The sequence below is a fragment of the Myxococcales bacterium genome (genome assembly GCA_016712525.1).
GTDB lineage: Bacteria > Myxococcota_A > Polyangia > Polyangiales > Polyangiaceae > JAAFHV01.
Genome location: JADJQX010000008.1, coordinates 440,932 through 458,446, shown reverse-complemented (window position 1 = coordinate 458,446; position 17,515 = coordinate 440,932). Strand labels below are relative to the sequence as shown.

Annotated in this window: 12 protein-coding genes and 1 tRNA gene; 10 read left to right on the top strand and 3 right to left on the bottom strand. The window is 71.1% G+C overall.

Going from position 1 to position 17,515, the window contains the following annotated elements:
* Positions 1–121 precede the first annotated feature (121 nt).
* Together IPK71_31340 and IPK71_31335 are read left to right on the top strand one after the other, a co-directional pair.
* Positions 122–784, top strand: a complete 663-nt coding sequence (locus IPK71_31340; protein ID MBK8218247.1) for an alpha/beta fold hydrolase — start codon at positions 122–124, stop codon at positions 782–784.
* A gap of 82 nt (positions 785–866) precedes the next feature.
* Positions 867–5,090 (top strand): sigma 54-interacting transcriptional regulator, encoded by a 4,224-nt coding sequence (locus tag IPK71_31335; GenBank protein MBK8218246.1) that lies wholly within the window; start codon positions 867–869, stop codon positions 5,088–5,090.
* A gap of 317 nt (positions 5,091–5,407) precedes the next feature.
* Here IPK71_31335 and IPK71_31330 read toward each other — a convergent pair whose 3' ends face one another.
* Positions 5,408–6,856 carry a GGDEF domain-containing protein gene (locus IPK71_31330; protein MBK8218245.1) on the bottom strand — a complete coding sequence of 483 codons (1,449 nt, stop codon included), beginning with the start codon at positions 6,854–6,856 and terminating at the stop codon, positions 5,408–5,410.
* 143 nt (positions 6,857–6,999) lie between these two features.
* Between IPK71_31330 and IPK71_31325 the strand changes: the two genes are divergently transcribed.
* Both IPK71_31325 and IPK71_31320 read left to right on the top strand, forming a co-directional pair.
* Positions 7,000–7,581 carry a 3'-5' exoribonuclease gene (locus tag IPK71_31325; protein ID MBK8218244.1) on the top strand — a complete coding sequence of 194 codons (582 nt, stop codon included), beginning with the start codon at positions 7,000–7,002 and terminating at the stop codon, positions 7,579–7,581.
* Positions 7,578–8,588: a hypothetical protein gene (locus tag IPK71_31320; protein MBK8218243.1), complete on the top strand. Its 1,011-nt coding sequence runs from the start codon at positions 7,578–7,580 to the stop codon at positions 8,586–8,588. Before IPK71_31325 ends, IPK71_31320 begins: the two co-directional genes overlap by 4 nt.
* A 177-nt stretch (positions 8,589–8,765) precedes the next feature.
* Here the strand turns inward: IPK71_31320 and IPK71_31315 are convergent.
* Positions 8,766–8,838: transfer RNA gene (locus IPK71_31315), tRNA-Ala, on the bottom strand.
* 302 nt (positions 8,839–9,140) lie between these two features.
* Here IPK71_31315 and IPK71_31310 point away from each other — a divergent pair.
* From IPK71_31310 to IPK71_31285, 6 genes are all read left to right on the top strand, one after another.
* Positions 9,141–9,743, top strand: coding sequence for a hypothetical protein (locus IPK71_31310; protein ID MBK8218242.1), 603 nt, complete (start codon positions 9,141–9,143; stop codon positions 9,741–9,743).
* 125 nt (positions 9,744–9,868) lie between these two features.
* Positions 9,869–10,903, top strand: coding sequence for a creatininase family protein (locus IPK71_31305; GenBank protein ID MBK8218241.1), 1,035 nt, complete (start codon positions 9,869–9,871; stop codon positions 10,901–10,903).
* A complete protein-coding gene (locus tag IPK71_31300; protein ID MBK8218240.1) occupies positions 10,887–13,361 on the top strand; it encodes a U32 family peptidase in 2,475 nt (824 codons plus the stop codon). Before IPK71_31305 ends, IPK71_31300 begins: the two co-directional genes overlap by 17 nt.
* Positions 13,362–13,435: 74 nt before the next feature.
* Positions 13,436–14,197 carry a hypothetical protein gene (locus IPK71_31295; protein MBK8218239.1) on the top strand — a complete coding sequence of 254 codons (762 nt, stop codon included), beginning with the start codon at positions 13,436–13,438 and terminating at the stop codon, positions 14,195–14,197.
* A gap of 75 nt (positions 14,198–14,272) precedes the next feature.
* Positions 14,273–15,931: a benzoate-CoA ligase family protein gene (locus IPK71_31290; GenBank protein ID MBK8218238.1), complete on the top strand. Its 1,659-nt coding sequence runs from the start codon at positions 14,273–14,275 to the stop codon at positions 15,929–15,931.
* A 35-nt stretch (positions 15,932–15,966) separates the two neighbouring features.
* Positions 15,967–16,665 (top strand): creatininase family protein, encoded by a 699-nt coding sequence (locus IPK71_31285; GenBank protein ID MBK8218237.1) that lies wholly within the window; start codon positions 15,967–15,969, stop codon positions 16,663–16,665.
* A 22-nt stretch (positions 16,666–16,687) separates the two neighbouring features.
* Here the strand turns inward: IPK71_31285 and IPK71_31280 are convergent, their stop codons facing one another.
* Positions 16,688–17,467, bottom strand: a complete 780-nt coding sequence (locus IPK71_31280) for a zinc-dependent peptidase (GenBank protein MBK8218236.1) — start codon at positions 17,465–17,467, stop codon at positions 16,688–16,690.
* Between the last annotated feature and the right edge of the window lie 48 nt (positions 17,468–17,515).

The following is a 17,515-nucleotide window of genomic DNA, read 5'->3' as shown; positions in this document are numbered from 1 at the left end:
CCCGCGGGCAGGCAGAGTCTAGCGAGGGGCGCGGCACCCTGGCAATGGCCTCCGCGGTCCCGAGGGGCAGAGGCGCGCCCGTGGCTTCGCCGAGGGGCTTTTTTCGTGGTCTCCTCGGGGCATGCCCGCCCTCGCACCCAAGATCCTCTATCTCCACGGCTTCGGCTCCGGGCCCATGTCCAAAAAAGCTATGGCTTTCAAAGACTTCGCTCGCGACCACGACGCCTCTCTCGAGCGGCTCGACCTTCGCCGTCCGAGCTTCGAGCGCCTCCGACTTTCCGCCATGATCGAGCACACCGTGGCCCGCATCGGGGGCCCGGCCGAACGGGTGGTCCTCGTCGGCTCGAGCCTCGGTGGGCTCACCGCGTGCCGCGTCGCCGAGCGGGATGCGCGTGTCGGGGCCCTCGTGCTGCTCGCGCCCGCGTTCGGACTGCGTACCTTGTGGGAGGCCCGCCTGGGGCGTGAGGGGCTCTCGACGTGGGAGACCACGGGCGCGCTCGAGGTGGACGACTACGTCTCGGGCACCAAGGCCACGGTCGACTACGGCTTCTACCTCGACCTCGCCGCGCACGATCCTGAGGTCTTGCCCGACGTTCGGGTCCCGACCTTGATCGTCCACGGCCTCCGGGACGAGGTCGTGCCGGTCGAGCGCTCCCGAGCGTTTGCTCGCGGCCGGCCGAACGTGCGCCTCGTGGAGGTCGACGACGGTCACGAGCTCGCCGAGAGCTTGCCGCGCGTGCTCGCCGAGGCCGCGCGTCACCTCGCCCCGTGGGGCCTCGGGTGAGGCTGCTATAAACTTGGTTGACAGGTGCACGTACGGACCTTGAAATACCGAGGTGCTGGGCGGTGTTCCTGTGGCATCTACGTTGACAACGCGTCTCGGGCCGGTCGAGCTCGAGGCCCTCGTCGGTCAGGGCTCGAGCGCGACGGTCTTCCGAGGTCGCACGGCACGAGGTGCGCTTTTGGCGGTGAAGCGGGTCGACCACGAGGCCGCTTGGCGTGAGGCCGAGCTGCTCGCGCGGCTCGATCTCGCGTACGGCCCGAGGGTGGTCGCCTCCGGAGAGGCCGCGGCGGAGGTCCTCGGGGGGGCTCCGGGAGGGCCTCCGGCCCGATGGGTCGCGCTCACATGGGCAGAGGGCCGACCGCTCGGCGATGCCGTGCGTGACTGGACCTTTTCGGCGCAAGAGCTCGCGCTCGTCGTGGCCCACGGTGTCGGGCGGGCCCTCGCCGAGCTCCACGCGCTCGGGTTCTGCCACGGTGACGTCAAACCCGACAACGTGGTGGTCTCGGGGCTTGCCACACGCGACAGCCCCGACGGGCGCGGCGCGTCGCTGGTCGACTATGGGTTCGCGGCGAGAGCCACCGAAGAGTCGCGCGGCGCGACGAGGCATTTTGCCGCCCCCGAGCTCCTCGCGGCCATGGGCGCCGGCCGTCCCGCGCTCGCCCTCCCCGAAGCGGACTCGTACGCCCTCGGGGTGATCCTGAGCGAGCTGGTCGAGGGTGTTTTGCCCGGGGCCTGCCCTCGCGCCGATGCCTGCCGCGCGTGGGCCGAGGCGCTCATGGCGCGCCTGCCGACGGCGCGTCCTTCGCCTGCGTGGGTCGCCGATCGTGCGAGCGCGCTGCTCGGTCTCCCGCGTGAGGAGCCGCGTGACGAGGACCTTCTCCGTCGCGTGGCGCGGGCCGCGATCGCGGTCTCGCCCGAGCGGGCTCGAGGCCTCGGTCTGGGCATGGTGCTCGACGAGGGCATCGAGGAGCCTACACGTACGTACTTGTCGCAGGCGAGCGAGCGGCTGGCCGCCATCGGCGTCACGGCCGAGGTCCCGCCCGTCCGCGCCCTCGTGCCCCTCGAGCTGCGGCGGTGGCTCGTGCGGCTCGTCGGGCCGCACGCGGCGCAGTTTTCGCTGCCGGAGGGGGCACACGAGGGAGGGCTCGCGCGCCTCCTCGTCGCACGCGCTCGGGAGCTCGGGGACCTGCGTGCTCTCACCGCCCGCGACCTCACCTTCGACGCCCCCGCGCGCGTGCACCCGATCGAGGAGGCCCCGCTCGAGGGCCAAGCGTTGCTCCGTGTCCTCTTCGAGCCGAGGTCGCGTGAGGCGCTGCGTGGCGCGATGCGTGGCGTCGAGGCCGCGCTCGCGCGTGGGGCTGCGCTGCCGCTCGTGTCGGTCGTGGCGTACGCCGAACGTCTCGTGCGGGACGGGGCCGTGGGCGAGGCCTTCGCGACGCTCCGCACGGGGCCCACGGGCGAGGCGATCGAGGCCGCGAAGGCTTCCGGCGAGGCGTCGTCGCGGGACGTCGCCGAGGCGTGCGTGGTCGCGGCCGAAGTGGCGCGAAGGCGCGGAGATCCGGACGAAGCCACGGGGCTCGCGAAGGTCGTCGAGGGCTCGCACCCGGGTGGAGCCACAGAGCTCCGATCGCGTGCGCGCGCGGTTCGGGCCCGGATCGCGTGGGACCGCGGTGAGCTCGACGAGGCCGCGGCGCTCGTCGAAGGGCTCCGTCCGCTCGACCCCTACGTCGCCGAGGTGCGGGGGCTCGTCGCGTACACGTGGGTCTGCCAGGGGGACGCCGGCCGCGTGCTCCCGGCGCTCTCTGCGCTCGAAGCGGCGATCGCGGAGTGCACCGACGGGGGGCTCGTCGGGCGCCTCGAGAACGTGAGCGGAATGATCGCACACGCCGCGGGGGAGCCCGAGCGGGCGCGTGCTGCGTTCCAGCGCGCGCGGGTGCACGCGACCCGCGAGGGGGCCATCGTCGACGAGGCGAGCTACGCCACCGGAATGGCCGCGGCCGCGACGGACGTCGGCGACGTGCCCACGGCCCTCGCGGAGGCCACACGCGCCGCGCTCCTCTGGGAGCGGCTCGGGCAGCCCGGCCGAGCGGCGCGCGCGTTTCTGTCGATGTCGGCCGCGTACGGCCTCGTGGGCGCGGTTCGCGAAGGCGAGGCTGCGGCGCGCGAAGCCGTCGCCCTCGCGGCCTCGGCCTCCGACTCGCGCGCGGAGGCCTATGCGCTCCTCGGGCTCGCGGAGGTCGCGCGCGACGCGAGCCAGGCCGCCGACGCCGCGCGACGCGCCGACACGCTGCTCGCGGGGCTCTCGCCCGTCGCCGAGCCCGACCTGTCGGCGACTGCTCGGCTCCTCGTGTTCGCGCGAGAGACCGTGTCACCCTCCCGCATGGCCGCGTGCGACGCGAAGGCGCTCCGTGAGCCGTCGGCCGCCGCGTGGGACTATTGGGGGGCGCGCGCGCGGGCTCGGCCCGAGGTGGTCGGAGACGGCGCGAGGTCGGCTCGCGAGGTCTTGGCGGCCCTCGTCGAGCTCGCGACGTTGCGGCCGAACGTGGCCGTCAGCGCGTCGGGGCCTGCCCTCGCGGCCGGCCGCACTCTCGCGCGCGAGCTCGGTGACGAGACCTCCGCGCGAACGCTCGACGTGGCGCTCCGTGAGGTCGTAGGACGTGTGAAAAAGTGGTGCGAGGTGCGCCCCGAGCTCGTGGCCAACGTGCCCGACGGGCACTGGCTCACGGCGCCAGCCGGTGCGATCGAGGGCACGCCGGCCGCCCCGTCGGAGCTTCTCCCGGCCCAGATCGCGCAGCTCGAGGGCATCGTGCGGACGCTCGCCTCACGGGAGCGGCTGCGGCCCCTGCTCGAACAGGTGCTCGACGCGCTCGTGCTGTGGACCGGGGTCGAGCGGGGGCTCTTGCTCCTGCGCGCGCCGAACGGAAAGCTCCTCCCGCGCGCGGCTCGGAACCTCGAAAAAAAGGACCTCGAGGGGGACAAGCTCCGCGTCTCGACGACGCTCGCGCGGCGGGCCTTCGAGACCGGGGAGGCCATCGTGGCCCTCGACGCGTTCCAGACCCACGGGGACGCCTACGCGTCGGTGCATGCGCTCGGCCTCCGCAGCGTGCTCGCCGTGCCCCTCGTGGCGCGGGGCGAGGTGCTCGGGGTGGTGTACCTCGACGATCGCGTGAAGCGCGGCGCGTTCGGACCGCGCGAGCTCTCGTGGGTGAGGCTCCTGTCGACGCAGGCCGCGATGGCCATCTCGGACGCACGCGACAAGGTCCTCTTGCGCCGCGCGCTCCGGCGCGAGCAGCGCGCCGCCGAGCGAGCGCGTGAGAGCCTCGGTCGTGTGTCGGCCGAGCTTACCCACGTGCGCGCGCGGCTCGGCGAAGAGACCCACTCGTTCTCGGGGATCGTGGGGCGCGCGCCTCGGCTCCTCGAGGTCCTGCGTGTGGCCGACCGCGTCGCCGCGAGCGACGTCCCCGTGCTCGTGCTGGGCGAGTCCGGTACGGGCAAGGAGCTCGTCGCCCGGGCCATCCACGAGCGCGGACCCCGAAGAGACAAGCTCTTCGTGAGCGAGAACTGCGCGAGCGTGCCCGAGCCTCTCCTCGAGTCGACCCTGTTCGGGCACGTGCGCGGCGCGTTCACGGGAGCGAGCGCGACCCGCGTCGGCCTCTTCGAGCTCGCCCACAAGGGCACGCTCTTCCTCGACGAGATCGGCGAGATGTCGCCGGCGATGCAGGTGAAGCTCCTCCGCGTGCTCCAAGACGGCGAGGTGCGACCTTTGGGGGGGGAGCGCGGCCGCAAGGTCGACGTGCGTGTGCTCGGCGCGACCCACCGCGATCTCGCGGCGATGGTGCGCGCCGGAGCGTTCCGCGAGGACCTCTACTACCGCCTGAACGTGGTCACGCTGACGGTGCCGAGCCTGCGGGAACGCGCGAGCGACATCCCCGAGCTCGTCGCGTATTTCTTGGCGAAGTACGGCGGCACGAGGCCCGTCACGGTCACGCGCGCGGCCATGGCGAAGCTCGTCGCGTACGGGTGGCCCGGCAACGTCCGTCAGCTCGAGAACGAGATCCGGCGGGCCTTGGTCCTGGCCGACGAGCGCATCGACACGAGCGAGCTCTCGACCGAGATCTCCCTCGGCGCGGGGCAGGGGCCCGAGGGGCGTACCCTCCGCGACAAGGTCGACGCCCTCGAGGCCGAGCTCGTCCGCGAGGCGCTCCGCGTGTCGGCCGGAAACCAGTCGCGCGCCGCCCAAGACCTCGGGTTGTCGCGGTTCGGGCTCCAGAAGATGATGAAGCGCCTCGGCATCAAGGTGGGCTAGCAGCCTGTTGATTTTCGGACGACCCTTGGAAGTCCCCGACGGGGGACCGAGGCCGTTCGACGTCCGCGCCCGACCCGCCGAGGCGCGTTCCGAGGAGCGCCCGGAGCCTACTCCCTCGTCAGGGACTCCCAAGGGTCGTTTGTAGGAGAGCACGACCCTTGGAAGTCCCCGACGGGGGAGGCACCGCAGGATCGCAACGAAGGCGGTAGGGATGCGGCGGCGACGGGCCGACGACCCTTGGAAGTCCCCGACGGGGGACGGGAGAAAATCAACGGGCTGCTAGTCACGGCTCGTCCCGCGGGCGCCGCGCGGCCGTCCTAGTCGTACGTGACCCGCGCGCCCGCGACGAAGGCGAGCCCTCGGCCGCTCCGCTTGGCGCGGTAGAGCTCGGAGTCGGCGGAGCGGAAGAGATCGGTGGCCTGCGGGGCGTCGCCCGAGGGGAAGCTCGCGCCTCCGATGCTCAGGGAAATACCCTTTTCTTTCGCAAGTTTACCGATGCGGCCTGCGGCGGCTGCGGCCTCCTCGGGGCCGCAGTCCGGGAGGAGCAACACGAGCTCGTCGCCGCCGTAGCGCGCGGCCACGTCGTGCGGCCGGCTCGAGCCTCGGAGGATCTCTCCGAGCGCGCGGAGGAGCGTGTCGCCCTCGGCGTGACCGCGCTCGTCGTTCACACGCTTGAAGTGGTCGACGTCGAGCACGAGCAGCGAGAGGGAGGAGCCGCGCCGCTCGGCCCGAGATCGTTCGGCCTCGAAGCGCACGTCGAGCTCCCGGCGGTTCGCGAGCCCCGTGAGCGGGTCGACGCGAGAGAGGGCGTCGACCCTGGCGAAGAGCGCGAGGTTCTCCCACACGAGCATGGTCTGCCCGACGTAGAGAGGAAGCGTCGCGAAGGCGTCGTCGGAGATCCGCGCTCCGGGGAAGAGGTTGTCGGCGTAGACCACCCCGACGACCCCGTCGCGCGTGCGGAGCGGGGCGAGCACGAACCCCCCTCGGCCGCCGAGGAGGGCGAGCGCAGGGCTCTCGGGCGGGCGCGTGTAGCGCGCGGGGCCGTCGCCTGCGAGCAGCGCGGACACCTCGCCCGACTCAGGCAGCACGATGCCTCGCGCGCGCGTCTCGAGGCGGCGGTCGTACGCCCCACGGGCGATGTCCTCGACGAGCCGATCGAGGCCCACGTCCTCGATCTCGAGGGCCTCCCACACGCGGTGCGCCTCGGCCTCGTCGTCGGGTCCCACCGCGTGGGTCCCACGGAGCGTACCGTCGGCGTCCCGCGCGAAGAGGACGGCGCGATGAAGACCGAGGCCGTGCCCGGACGTGACCCCGGCCAAGAACAAGGTGAGCGCCGTGTCGGGATCTCCGGCCGACAGCATGGCGCTCGTGAGCGTGCGCAGGGTAGCCAAGGCCGACGACTGGAACGCGAGGCGCTCGAGCACGTGGGCCGTGTCGCGTGCGTCGAAGAGCCCACCGAGGATCCAAGGCACGAGCGCGCGTACGTCGGCGGGATCCACGTCGTCCGCGAGCGAGATGCTCTTTCCGCCTCGCGAGAGCACGATCGTCGCGCGGCCCTCGCCCGAGACGGTGACGTCGCCGAGGCGGACGCCGCACCCGAGCAACCCGAGCTTCACGAGCTGGGTCGCGACGTGGGCTCGGGGCGTACGCTCCTTCGGGAGGTGGGCGTCGAGACGGACGGGCTCCGGCAGTAGCTCGAAGGTCTTTCGCACGTGCGGGGCGATCGACACGACCCGTACGGTCTCTTCGAGGGAGTGGGGCAACATGGGCGAGCCCTCGAAACGTACCCGAGGACACGAAGCGTGCACCACCTGGGTTTCGAAAGGTCGAGCCGCGCGGGGAAATCGGCGCCCGGGCGGCCCGGGGCTTCTCGTCGGGGCCCGCCCACGGTAGGAGACCCTGGCGCCCGATGGTCGACACCTTCTTCGCCGCCGACGTCGAAACCGACGGCCCCGTCCCTGGATCGTTCTCGATGCTGTCGCTCGGCCTCGTCGTCGCGGGTACGTTCGACGGGCGTTCGTTCCGGCCCGCGACGGGCCCCGAGCGGTCGTTCGCGGTCGAGCTCCGTCCCATCTCGGACAGGTTCGACCCCGAGGCTCTACGGGTTTCGGGGCTGTCGCGCGAACGGCTCGCGGCCGAGGGGCGCGACCCGAGAGAGGCGATGACCGCGCTCGCGGCGTGGGTCGCGGCCGAGGCCGGCGAGACGACCCCCGTGCTCTGCGCCTACCCCCTCGGCTTCGACTGGTCGTTTTTGACTTACTATTTCTACGAATTCGCGAAAATGTCCCCTTTTTCGTACTCGCGAGGCTTCTGCGTGAAGACCGCCGTGGCGCTCCGGACCGAGGTCCCGATCGGCGAGGCGGGGAGGGGCAAGCTCCCCTCGCACCTTCGCCCCTCGTTGCCCCACACGCACGCCGCCCTCGACGACGCTCGCTCGCTCGCCGAGCTCATCGCTCGGCTCTTCGCGGCCCACGACGGAGCCCTCCCATGACGAACGTCGACGACGATCTCTCGGCCCGCGCGGCGCGGTCCCAAACGCGCCTCGCCACGTTCCGCGAAGGCTTCGCGGCGAACCTCGAGCGCTCGGAGGTGCTGCTCTCTGACCACACGACGCTCTACGCGACCGGCTCGGCCGGCAGGGGGGAGCTCTCGCCCTTCAGCGATCTCGACGTGTTCCTCGTCCGCAGGGGTAGGCCGGCGCGGACGCTCGACGCCGTCGAGATCCAGGCCGCGATCGTGCGGACCCTCCGCGAGGTGGGGTTTCCTCCGCCCTCGCGGGACGGCGAGTTCTTGCGCATGCACACGGCCGAGCGCCTCGTCGCGAACATCGGCAAGCCCGAGGACGACGCGGAGAACACGTTCACGGCGCGCATGCTGCTCCTCCTCGAGAGCGAGGCCGTCGCGGGAGAGACCGCCTACCGGGCCGTGGTCGACGACGTGATCGCCGCCTACTGGAAGAACGCCGAGTTCCACCCGCAGGACTACCTGCCGATCGTCCTCGTGAACGACGTGGTCCGCTACTGGCGCATCTTGCTCCTCAACTACGAGTCGAAGAACACCGAGAAGCGCCTCGAGCTCTCGGCGGAGCGCCTCAAGGCCGACCTTCGGCTCCGGAGCTACAAGCTCCGCTTCAGCCGCTGCATGACCTGCTACTCGGTCCTCGTCTCGCTGCTCGCGTGCGCGCGCCGCACGGGGCACGTCGGCCTCGACGACATGAGGGAGATCGTGGGCCTCTCGCCGATGGCGCGGCTCGGAAAGGTCGCGCGAGACTTCTCGGAAGAGGCGCGCGTCTCGGGTCTCGTTCACGACCTCCGCGCGCGCTACGTCGATTTTCTGGAGCGGACCTCGCGGTCGAAAGAGGAGCAAGACACCCTCTTCTCGGACCCGACGTACCGCCGCGCCCGCCTCGCCGAGGGGGACGCCTTCGGCGACGTGGTCTTCGCGCTCGTGGCCGAGCTCGGCCGCGACAATCGCCTCTATCGCTACATGGTCGTCTGAGCGCCCGGCGAGCGCTGGGGTAAGAACGAGGGGGACGACGAATCGTCGTCAGGCTCCCCGCGCGAGCGGCTGCCGGGACCGCCTCGCGTAGCTCCGAGGTGTCCCGCGTGAAAGAAGCACAAAACGAGAGAGAGCCGCTCGAAGGGGGCGGCTCTCGGAGTCACACTCGGGTTTTCGTGGAGTTGAGGGGGATCGAACCCCTGACCTCATCCATGCCATGGATGCGCTCTCCCAGCTGAGCTACAACCCCGGGAAGGCTCTTCCGTGGTGGTGACCACGGCCGAACGCGCATTCCTTTACCTCCCCTCGCTCGGGTTGTCTCCAACTTTTTTTCGGAAACGACCATGAGCCGTCGGCTTGGCGAAAACGGCTGAGTATGCGCGTTGAGGGGGCCGGGCCCGGATCGGTCGTGACCGGTACGGCGCTGTACCAGCAACGCTTGCGTTCTCCGCGAATTTGTGCCGAAAACCGTGCGCTTTGCCCTCGGCTTGCGTATACGAACCGTGCGTCGCAGCGCGATGGCGCGCGGCCGGCACCTGGAGGAGGACGCACATGATTCTTCGTGGACTTGGCATTGGAGCGGCATTCATCGGTCTCGGCGTCGCCTTCGCGGCGTGCTCGGACGACACGGGCACGACGACCGACGACGCAGGGACGAGCCCGACGGGCACCACCACGTCGACTTCGACGAGCACGACGCCCACTCCGACCGGCACGGGCACGAACCCGCTGCCCGACAGCAGCGTCCCCGACTCCGCCACCCCCGACTCGAGCACGCCCACCGATGGCGGCGGGGGCGACGCCTCGGACGGTGCAGTCGCGCCGACGTTCACGCAGGTCTATGCCCTCTTCAGCGGCGGCGGTCGCTGCGGCAACGCGTGCCACCTCCGGAACAACGGCTCGGGAGGCCTCTCGATGCAGAACCAGGCCATGGCCTACACGAACCTCGTCGGCGTGGCCAACGCCTCGAACCCGACCACCTGCGGCGGGGGCACCCAGCGTGTCGTCCGGAACAACGCGGCGATGAGCAAGCTCTTCCAGAAGCTCTCGGGCACCACGTGTGGCGGCCGCATGCCGCAGAACGGCACCCCGTTCAATGCGGCCGAGCTCGCCACGGTACAGGGCTGGATCAACGCCGGCGCCCCGAACAACTGAAGCGCCTCACGCGCGGGCCGAAGACCCTGGAAGATCCCGATCTTCCGGGGTTTTTTGCGTCTCATTTCCTCCGTCCGGGTGCCGTGGGCAGGACGAGGCGACGCTTTTTGACTAAGGTCTCTCGGGTGAAGCTCTTCGACGACGACTCGTTCGCCTCGGCCGCCCTCGCGCGTGGGGTGCCGGCGTTCGTCCTCGTGAACCCTATCGAGTACCACGGGCCGCACCTCTCGCTCCGGAACGACCACCTCGTGTCGATGGGGCTCGCGAAGGATCTCCACGCGTTCCTCCGCGCGCGCTCCGGCGAACGGGACGACGGCCTCTTTCCCTTCTTGCCCACGCGGGACCTCGACGTCGGCGTCGAGCCGGCGTCCGGGCCCGGCAGCGTGCCCGTCTCCTTCGACGCCGTGAAGGCGAAGGTGCTGTCGGCGTGCCGCGAGCTCCGGCGGCTCGGCGCCCACAAGGTCGTCTTCGTGACGTTCCACGGGAGCCCCCTCCACACGACCGCCCTCGAGGCCGGCGTGTCGTGGCTCCGTGAGCACGGCATCGTGGCGTTCTCGCCCATGAGCCTCTTGCTCCACGAGCTCGTCGACGTCGACCCTCGCAAGTACGCCCGCGCGTACGAGCCGGTCGCCGACGAGCACCTTCGGGCGCGCCTCGCCGCGGGCATGGAAGACGACTTTCACGCGGGCTTCTTCGAGACGAGCCTCGCGCTCCACTACGCGCCCGAGTCGGTCCGTGCCTTCTACACAGAAGTGCCGGACTGTCCGCCCTTCGCGCCCCCGAGGGTCGTGTCGGCGGCGCTTCGCCTCGTCGAGGGCTTCGGCTTCTCGCGCGCGGCGAAGGAGCTCTCGCTCGTGGCGCGGGGGGCGGCGTGGATGGGGCTCCGCCCTTTCCCCGGGTACACGAGCGCGCCGCGCCACGCGAACGCCGCTTCCGGCCGCGTGTTCGCGGGCATGTTGATCGACCTCTTCGGCGCGGCCGCGGAGGACGTCCTCTCCGGTGGCATCGAGCCGCCGAGACCGCCGCTCGGTTGGCTCGCGTACGTGACGCTCTTCGGTCGGATCGGCGTGCACGCGGCGCCCTCCGACATGCTCCATTTCCCGACGAACGATGGCCCAGCGGGCTTCGTCGCCGAGGGGGCGCATGGCGCTCCGGCCTGAGGTCCTCGCCCCCGCGGGCGACAGGGACGCGCTCGAGGCGGCGGTGCTCTCCGGGGCCGACGCCGTCTACCTCGGCCTCTCGTCGTTCAACGCGCGCGCTCGGGCGACGAACTTCACCGAGGACGATCTCGTGTCGGCCGTGCGGTTCGCCCACGAGCGGGGAACCAAGGTGTATGTTGCACTGAATACGCTCGTCTTCGAGCACGAGCTCCCCGCCGTCGTCGCGGCGATCTCGGCGGTCGCGAGGGCCGGCGCGGACGCCATCATCGTGCAAGATCCGGCCGTGGCGCTCCTGGCGAAGGCCGTGGCTCCCACGCTGGCCGTGCACGCGTCGACCCAGATGACGTGCACCGACGCCTCCAGCGTGCGCTTCGCCGAGGAGCTCGGTGCGGTGCGCGTCGTGCTCGCGCGCGAGCTGTCGATCGACGACGTCCGCGTGATCTCCGAAGGTACGCGGGCCGAGCTCGAGGTGTTCGTGCACGGCGCGCTGTGCGTCGCGTACTCCGGGCAGTGTTTGACGAGCGAGGCCATCGGCGGTCGCAGCGCGAACCGAGGGGCGTGCGCGCAGGCCTGCAGGCTCCCGTACGATCTCGTCGTCGATGGCGACGTGAGGCCGCTCGGTGGCATGGCCTATCTCCTCTCGCCCGAGGATCTCGAGGCCTCGGCGCTCGTGCCCGAGCTCGCGAGCGCGGGGGTTCGCTCGCTCAAGATCGAGGGGCGGCTCAAGGGGCCCGAGTACGTGGCGTCGACCACGCGGCTCTACAAAAAAGCGGCGCTCGCGTCGGCCGGAGACGCCCCGCCCCCGGGCGACGAGGACCGCGCCGTGGCGCTCCAGGCGTACACGCGCGGCTCGGGGCCGGGCTTCTTGAAGGGCACGGACCACCAGCGGCTCGTGGATGGAAAGACGTGCGACCATCGTGGGCTCTTCCTCGGTACGGTGGGGCCCACGCCCTCGAGGCCGGGCGCGCGCCGCACCGTCGACGTCCAGCTCGAGGCGCCGCTCCGTCGCGGCGACGGCGTGCTGTTCGAGGGAAAAAAGGCCGGCGAAGGCGAGGTCGGTGGGCGCGTGTGGTCCATCTTCCGGGGCGGTGTCGACGTCGAGGTGGCGGAGCCTTCGGAGCGCGTGAGCGTCTGGCTCGGCCCGGACAAGACCTTCGTACCTCCCGAGCCGGGGGGGCGCGTCTGGAAGACGTCGGACCCGGTCGCGGCCGCCGAGGCGCGCAAGGCGTTCGAGCGTGAGCCGGCGAGGCTCGGGTTCTCCGTAACCGTGTCGGGAAATCACGGAGAGCTCCCTACGTTCACCGCGCGCGTCGCCTCGGGGCTCGAGGTCTCGGTCCAGGGAGATTTGCCGCTCGCGCCCGCCGAGAGGCCCCTCGCCGAGGCGGTCGTCCGCGACAAGCTCGGAAAGCTGAAAGATACACCCTTCTTCCTCGACGCGATCGAGCTGCGCGTCCCGGAGCGGACCCTCGTGCCTCCGTCGTCGATGAACCGCGCGCGGCGAGCGCTCGTCGACGAGCTCACGCGTGCTCTCGGGTCACGCGCGCACGTGGTCCATGACGTCGACCTCGGCGCGTTCGGAGCCGTGGAGCTGCCCCCCGCCGTGCCGCCGGGGCTCTTCGTGCTCGCGCGTGATTTGCCGCAGGCGCGCGCGGCCTTCCTCGCCGGAGCGACCGGGGTGTACCTCGATTTTCTGGAGCTCCAAGGCGTGGGCGTGGCGCTCCGCGCGCTCCGCGCCGAAGGCCACGAGGTCGTGGGGGTCGCGCCGCCGCGCATTCGCAAACCGGGCGAAGAGAAGATCGACCGGTACCTCGCGTCGCTCGAGCCGTCGGTCACGCTCGTTCGTGGGCTCGGCGCGCTTCATGACGGTCCCCTCGACACGAGCCTGCGCATCGGCGACTTCTCGCTCAACGTCACGAACGCGGTCACGGCGCGGTACCTGCTCTCGCGCGGTCTCCGAGCCTTCACTCCCTCGTTCGACTCGGACGCGGCCCAGGTCGTGTCGCTCCTGCGCGGAGACCTGGCCGCGCGGGCCGAGGTGGTCGTGCACCATCCGATGCCGCTCTTCCACACCGAGCACTGCGTGTTCGCCCACCTGCTCTCCGAGGGGCGGGACCACAGGACGTGCGGGAGACCGTGCGAGCGGCACGCCGTGGCGCTCCGTGACCGGGCCGGCATGAGCCACCCGGTGATCGCCGACGTCGGATGCCGGAACACGGTCTTCCACGAGCGCTCGCAGAGCGCGGCCGACATCGTCCCGACCTTGGTGAAACAAGGGGTCGGGCGGTTCCGCATCGAGCTCGTCCGCGAGACGCCCGACGACGTACGTCGTGTGGTCTCGGCCTACCGCGAGCTCGTCGCCGGCACGCTCTCGCCACCCGAGGTGGTCCGCGCCCTGCGCACGGAGGCGGGGTACGGCGTGGTCCGCGGCTCGCTTCGTGTGCTCGCATCCCAAAGCTGAAGCCCGGGCGGAACGGCACGTCCTTCGGCGACGCGGGCGTGCTCGGAGCCGTGGGTTTGCTAGAGTGCGGCCCGATGGCCTCCTCGTCCTTTCGCTTCGCCGTTCCCTCGTTCGCCCTCGCCGCCGCGGCCTTCGTGGCCATGACGCCGCTCGGGGCGTGCTCCTCGGACCCCGGCGCGACCGACGGAGGCGTCACCCCGACCGACGGCGGCAGCACGGGGGACACGAGCACCATCAACGACACGGGCACGAGCCCCGTCCCGGACGCCACCCCCGAGCTCCGAATGGACCCGGCCGCGTCGTTCACCGGGTTCGACGGCACGCGGGTCTTCAAGGTCCCGTTCGCCGTCTACGGGGCGGGCCCCGACACGAAGCTCACGGCGTCGGATCCGACCGCAGTCGACATCGTCGCGGCGGCCCTCGAGAACCCCCAAGGGGACGACGGGCGCTACTTCTTGGTGACGGCCAAGAAAGCGGGAACATTCACGATTTCGGCCGAGGTGGGCGGCAAGAAGGTGTCGAGCACGCTCACCGTGACGAGCTACGCCCCGACGCGCTACACGGCCGGCGATACGCGCTACAAGTCGGGCTACGCGCCGAAGTCGGAGCCTGCGTGCACCACGTGCCACGCGGGCGCGGCGGGGGTCGACCACTCCCCGGCGTCGCTCGCGTCCGTCTCCGACGAGGACGTCGCCGTCATCATCTCCACGGGCATCCTCAACGGGCAGCCCATCATGATCCCGGGGGGCGTCAAGCACCAGTGGACCACGACGCCCACCGAGATGGACGGGCTCGTCACGTTCCTGCGCGCGCTCCCTCCGAAGGGCTTCAAGTGACCTGACGCAGAGCGTCCTAAGATGCTCGAAGGTCGGGTGCCCAAGCGGCGGGTCTTTGAGTAAGACTCTCGCCCGATGCGCTTCGACGACGACCTGAACCTCGCCAGCTACTTTCTCTTCGAGCGGATCGCCGAGGGCCTCGGGGCCAAGGTGGCGCTCCGGTTCGGGGAGCGCGCCTACACCTACGAGCTCGTGGCTCACCGCGCGCGGCACGTGGCCGAGGCGCTGCGAAGACACGGCGTCCGTCGCGGCGAGCGTGTGCTCATCGTGCTGCCGGACATGCCTCCGTTCGCGTGGGCCATCTTCGGGACCTTCCACCGTGGGGCCGTGGTGGCCATGGGCAACCCGCACGCGCCCGTCGAGTCGATCGACTACCTCATCGGCTACACCCGCGCGACGTGCGTCATCACCACGCCGTCGATCGCCCAGCACGTGGCCGACGAGTTCCCGACGCTCGGCCGCGAGCTCCAGGTGGTGTTCGTCGTGCCCGACGTGCCGACGGGGGCCGACCCGGAGGCCCCTTGCGATGTACCCAAGCATCCGAAATTCTTCGATTTTGCGCGCGCCATCGCGGACGTGACGCCCGCGCTCGAGCCCATCCCCACGCACCGCGACGAGCCCGCGATGTGGCTCTTCACGAGCGGCTCGACCGGGGAGCCCAAGGCGAACGTGCACTCCCACCGCGACTTCGCCTACTCGACCGAGATGTACGCGAAGCGGACCGTGAAGTACCAGGCGAGCGACGTGACCGTGTCGGTGCCGCGCCTCTTCTTCGGGTACGCCACGGGCACGAACCTCTTCTTCCCGTTCGCCGTGGGGGCCACCGTCGGGCTCTTCACCGAGCGGCCCACGCCCGAGAGCCTCATCGCGGCCCTCGAGCGGTACGAGCCCACCGTGGTGACGAACGTCCCGACCATGCTCGGCAAGCTCCTCGACCACGACGAGTCCGAGCGCGCCGCCGGGAGGCCGGGCCTCGATCTCTCGAGCGTGCGCTTCTCCCTGTCGGCCGGCGAGGCCTTGCCCGAGGCGCTCCTCCGGAGGTGGAACGACAGGTTCTCGAGCGACGTGTACGACGGCATCGGGTCGGCGGAGATGTTCCACATCTACGCCTCGAACCGGCCCGGCGACGTGCGCCCGGGCTCGCTCGGGCGGGTGGTCGAGGGTTACGAGATCCGCGTGCTCCCGGAGGATGCGGAGGGGGCCGGGGCCGTGCCCTGCGCTCCGGGCGAGATCGGCGTGCTTTGGGTGAAGGGCGACAGCGTGAGCCACGGGTACTGGCTCGATCGGGACCGGAGCTTCCGCACGTTCCATGGTCACTGGTGCCGCACCGGCGACCTCTTCTCGATCGACGCCGACGGCTACGTGTACTTTGCAGGTAGGGCCGACGATCTGCTCAAGGTGGGCGGGCAGTGGGTCGCGCCGCTCGAGGTCGAGGAGTGCCTCATGCGCCACCCCGCGGTGCAGGCCGCGGCCGTCGTGGGCATCACGGACGAGGGCCTCGTGAAGCCGAAGGCGTTCGTCGTGCTCCGCTCCGGCGAGACCCGCGCGCACGACGTCGTGGAGGCCGAGCTCCAAGACCACGTGCGCGCGATCCTGTCGAAGCACAAGTACCCGAGGGTCATCGAGTTCGTGGACGACCTGCCCAAAAACGATCGCGGCAAGGTCGACAAGAAGGCCCTACGCGAGCGCCCGAGCCTGCCCCCGCTCCCCGAGACGGAGAGGTCGCCGTCGTGAGGCTCGCCACGCTCACCACGGAGGAGCTCTCGGGAATGCTCCGCGCCGGACCGGTCGCGGCGCTCGTCCCGACGGGGAGCTGCGAGCCGCACGGGCCTCACCTCGCGCTCGACACGGACACGCGCATCTCCGAAGAGGCAGCGCGTCGCGCCGTCGCGAAGCTCGCCGCGAAGGGGATCGTCGCCGTCGTGGCGCCGAGCGTTCCGTACGGCGTGACGGACTACGCCGGTGGCTTCGCGGGGGCGATCGGGCTCTCGGCCGAGGTGCTCACGAGCCTGCTCGCGGATCTCTCCGGGCGTTTTTTGCGCGAGGGTTTCGCGCACGTGTGCTTCGTGAACAACCACCTCGAGCCGGCACACGACGCGGCCGTTCGCGCGGCGGCGGCGCTCCATCCGAAGGGGCGTGTGTCGGTGGCGTGCCCGCTCACGCGGAGGTGGGGGCGTACGCTGTCGGACGAGTTCAAGCGCGGAGACTGCCACGCCGGGCGCTACGAGACGTCCCTCGTGCTCGCCGCGGGGGGCGAGGTGCGTGCATCTTACACGAGCCTCCCCACGTTGACCGTGAGCCTCGCCGACGGCATCCGCGAGGGAAAATCCACGTTCCGCGAGATCGGCATGCCCGACGCCTACACGGGCGCGCCGAGCCTGGCGACGGCCGACGAGGGGCACGAGCTCTACGAGAAGCTCTCCGACATGGTGGCGGTCGAGGTGCACGAGGCGCTCGAGGGCGCCTGAGGCCACTCGTCGCGTCGTCCCGTCACGCTTCGTGGTCTCCGTCGCCGAGCCGCTCCTGACGCCCCTCGAGGAGCGCCGCGGGGTCGATTCCGTAGGCGGACACGAGCGCCTCGTAGAGCTCGGGGTGGCGCCGCGCGAGGGGCACGCTCCGCTCGAAGAAGGCCTCGGTCGTCACCGCGAAGAGCTCGGCTGGGCTCTGGGCTCCGTACGCGTCGATGTCGACCGAGAGGCCGCGCGCGAGCCTCCCCTCAAGCCAGGCACGCTCCGCGTCGAGCACGGACACGAAGCGCGTGTAGGCGCCGCGCGAGCCGAGGAGCGGCACGCCGTCGACGTCTCCGTCCTCGGCGTCGAGCTGGTGCGACAGCTCGTGGAGCACCACGTTGTGGCCCGAGCCTCGCACCCTCACGTCCCGCGCGACCTCGTCCCACGCGAGCACGACGAGCCCCCGTGACCACGACTCGCCGCTCCTCACCTGGGTGCCCTCGAGGGTCACGGCTCCGAGCCTCACGCTCGCCGTGACCACGAACGGATGCGGGTAGATCACGATCGTCTCGAGATCGGGGTAGAGATCGTCCGCGCGCTCGGGCGGGCGTCGCACGACCAAGAGGCACGCAGCGGCGGCCACGGTCGTGCGTATTTCATCGGTAATTTCGAGGTCTTGGGCGCCTTCGAAGGTCTTCTCGGCGAGGAAGACTTTGACGTCGTCGACGAGCCTCTTCCGGTCGGGCTCGGGCAGGACGGGCCAAAGGTGCACGGCCCGCACGATCGCGGAGAGCTCGTCGCGGGAGAGGTCTCGCGTCACGATCTTCTTTCGACGGCGTCGCTGCCAGAACCCCAAAGGTCACCTCGA

Excerpts from the sequence above, each read along its gene's own strand:
- IPK71_31340 (MBK8218247.1), top strand. The coding sequence starts at position 122 with ATGCCCGCCCTCGCACCCAAGATCCTCTATCTCCACGGCTTCGGCTCC.
- IPK71_31330 (MBK8218245.1), bottom strand. The coding sequence starts at position 6,856 with ATGTTGCCCCACTCCCTCGAAGAGACCGTACGGGTCGTGTCGATCGCC.
- IPK71_31325 (MBK8218244.1), top strand. The coding sequence starts at position 7,000 with ATGGTCGACACCTTCTTCGCCGCCGACGTCGAAACCGACGGCCCCGTC.
- IPK71_31320 (MBK8218243.1), top strand. The coding sequence starts at position 7,578 with ATGACGAACGTCGACGACGATCTCTCGGCCCGCGCGGCGCGGTCCCAA.
- IPK71_31310 (MBK8218242.1), top strand. The coding sequence starts at position 9,141 with ATGATTCTTCGTGGACTTGGCATTGGAGCGGCATTCATCGGTCTCGGC.
- IPK71_31300 (MBK8218240.1), top strand. The coding sequence starts at position 10,887 with ATGGCGCTCCGGCCTGAGGTCCTCGCCCCCGCGGGCGACAGGGACGCG.
- IPK71_31295 (MBK8218239.1), top strand. The coding sequence starts at position 13,436 with ATGGCCTCCTCGTCCTTTCGCTTCGCCGTTCCCTCGTTCGCCCTCGCC.
- IPK71_31290 (MBK8218238.1), top strand. The coding sequence starts at position 14,273 with ATGCGCTTCGACGACGACCTGAACCTCGCCAGCTACTTTCTCTTCGAG.
- IPK71_31285 (MBK8218237.1), top strand. The coding sequence starts at position 15,967 with ATGCTCCGCGCCGGACCGGTCGCGGCGCTCGTCCCGACGGGGAGCTGC.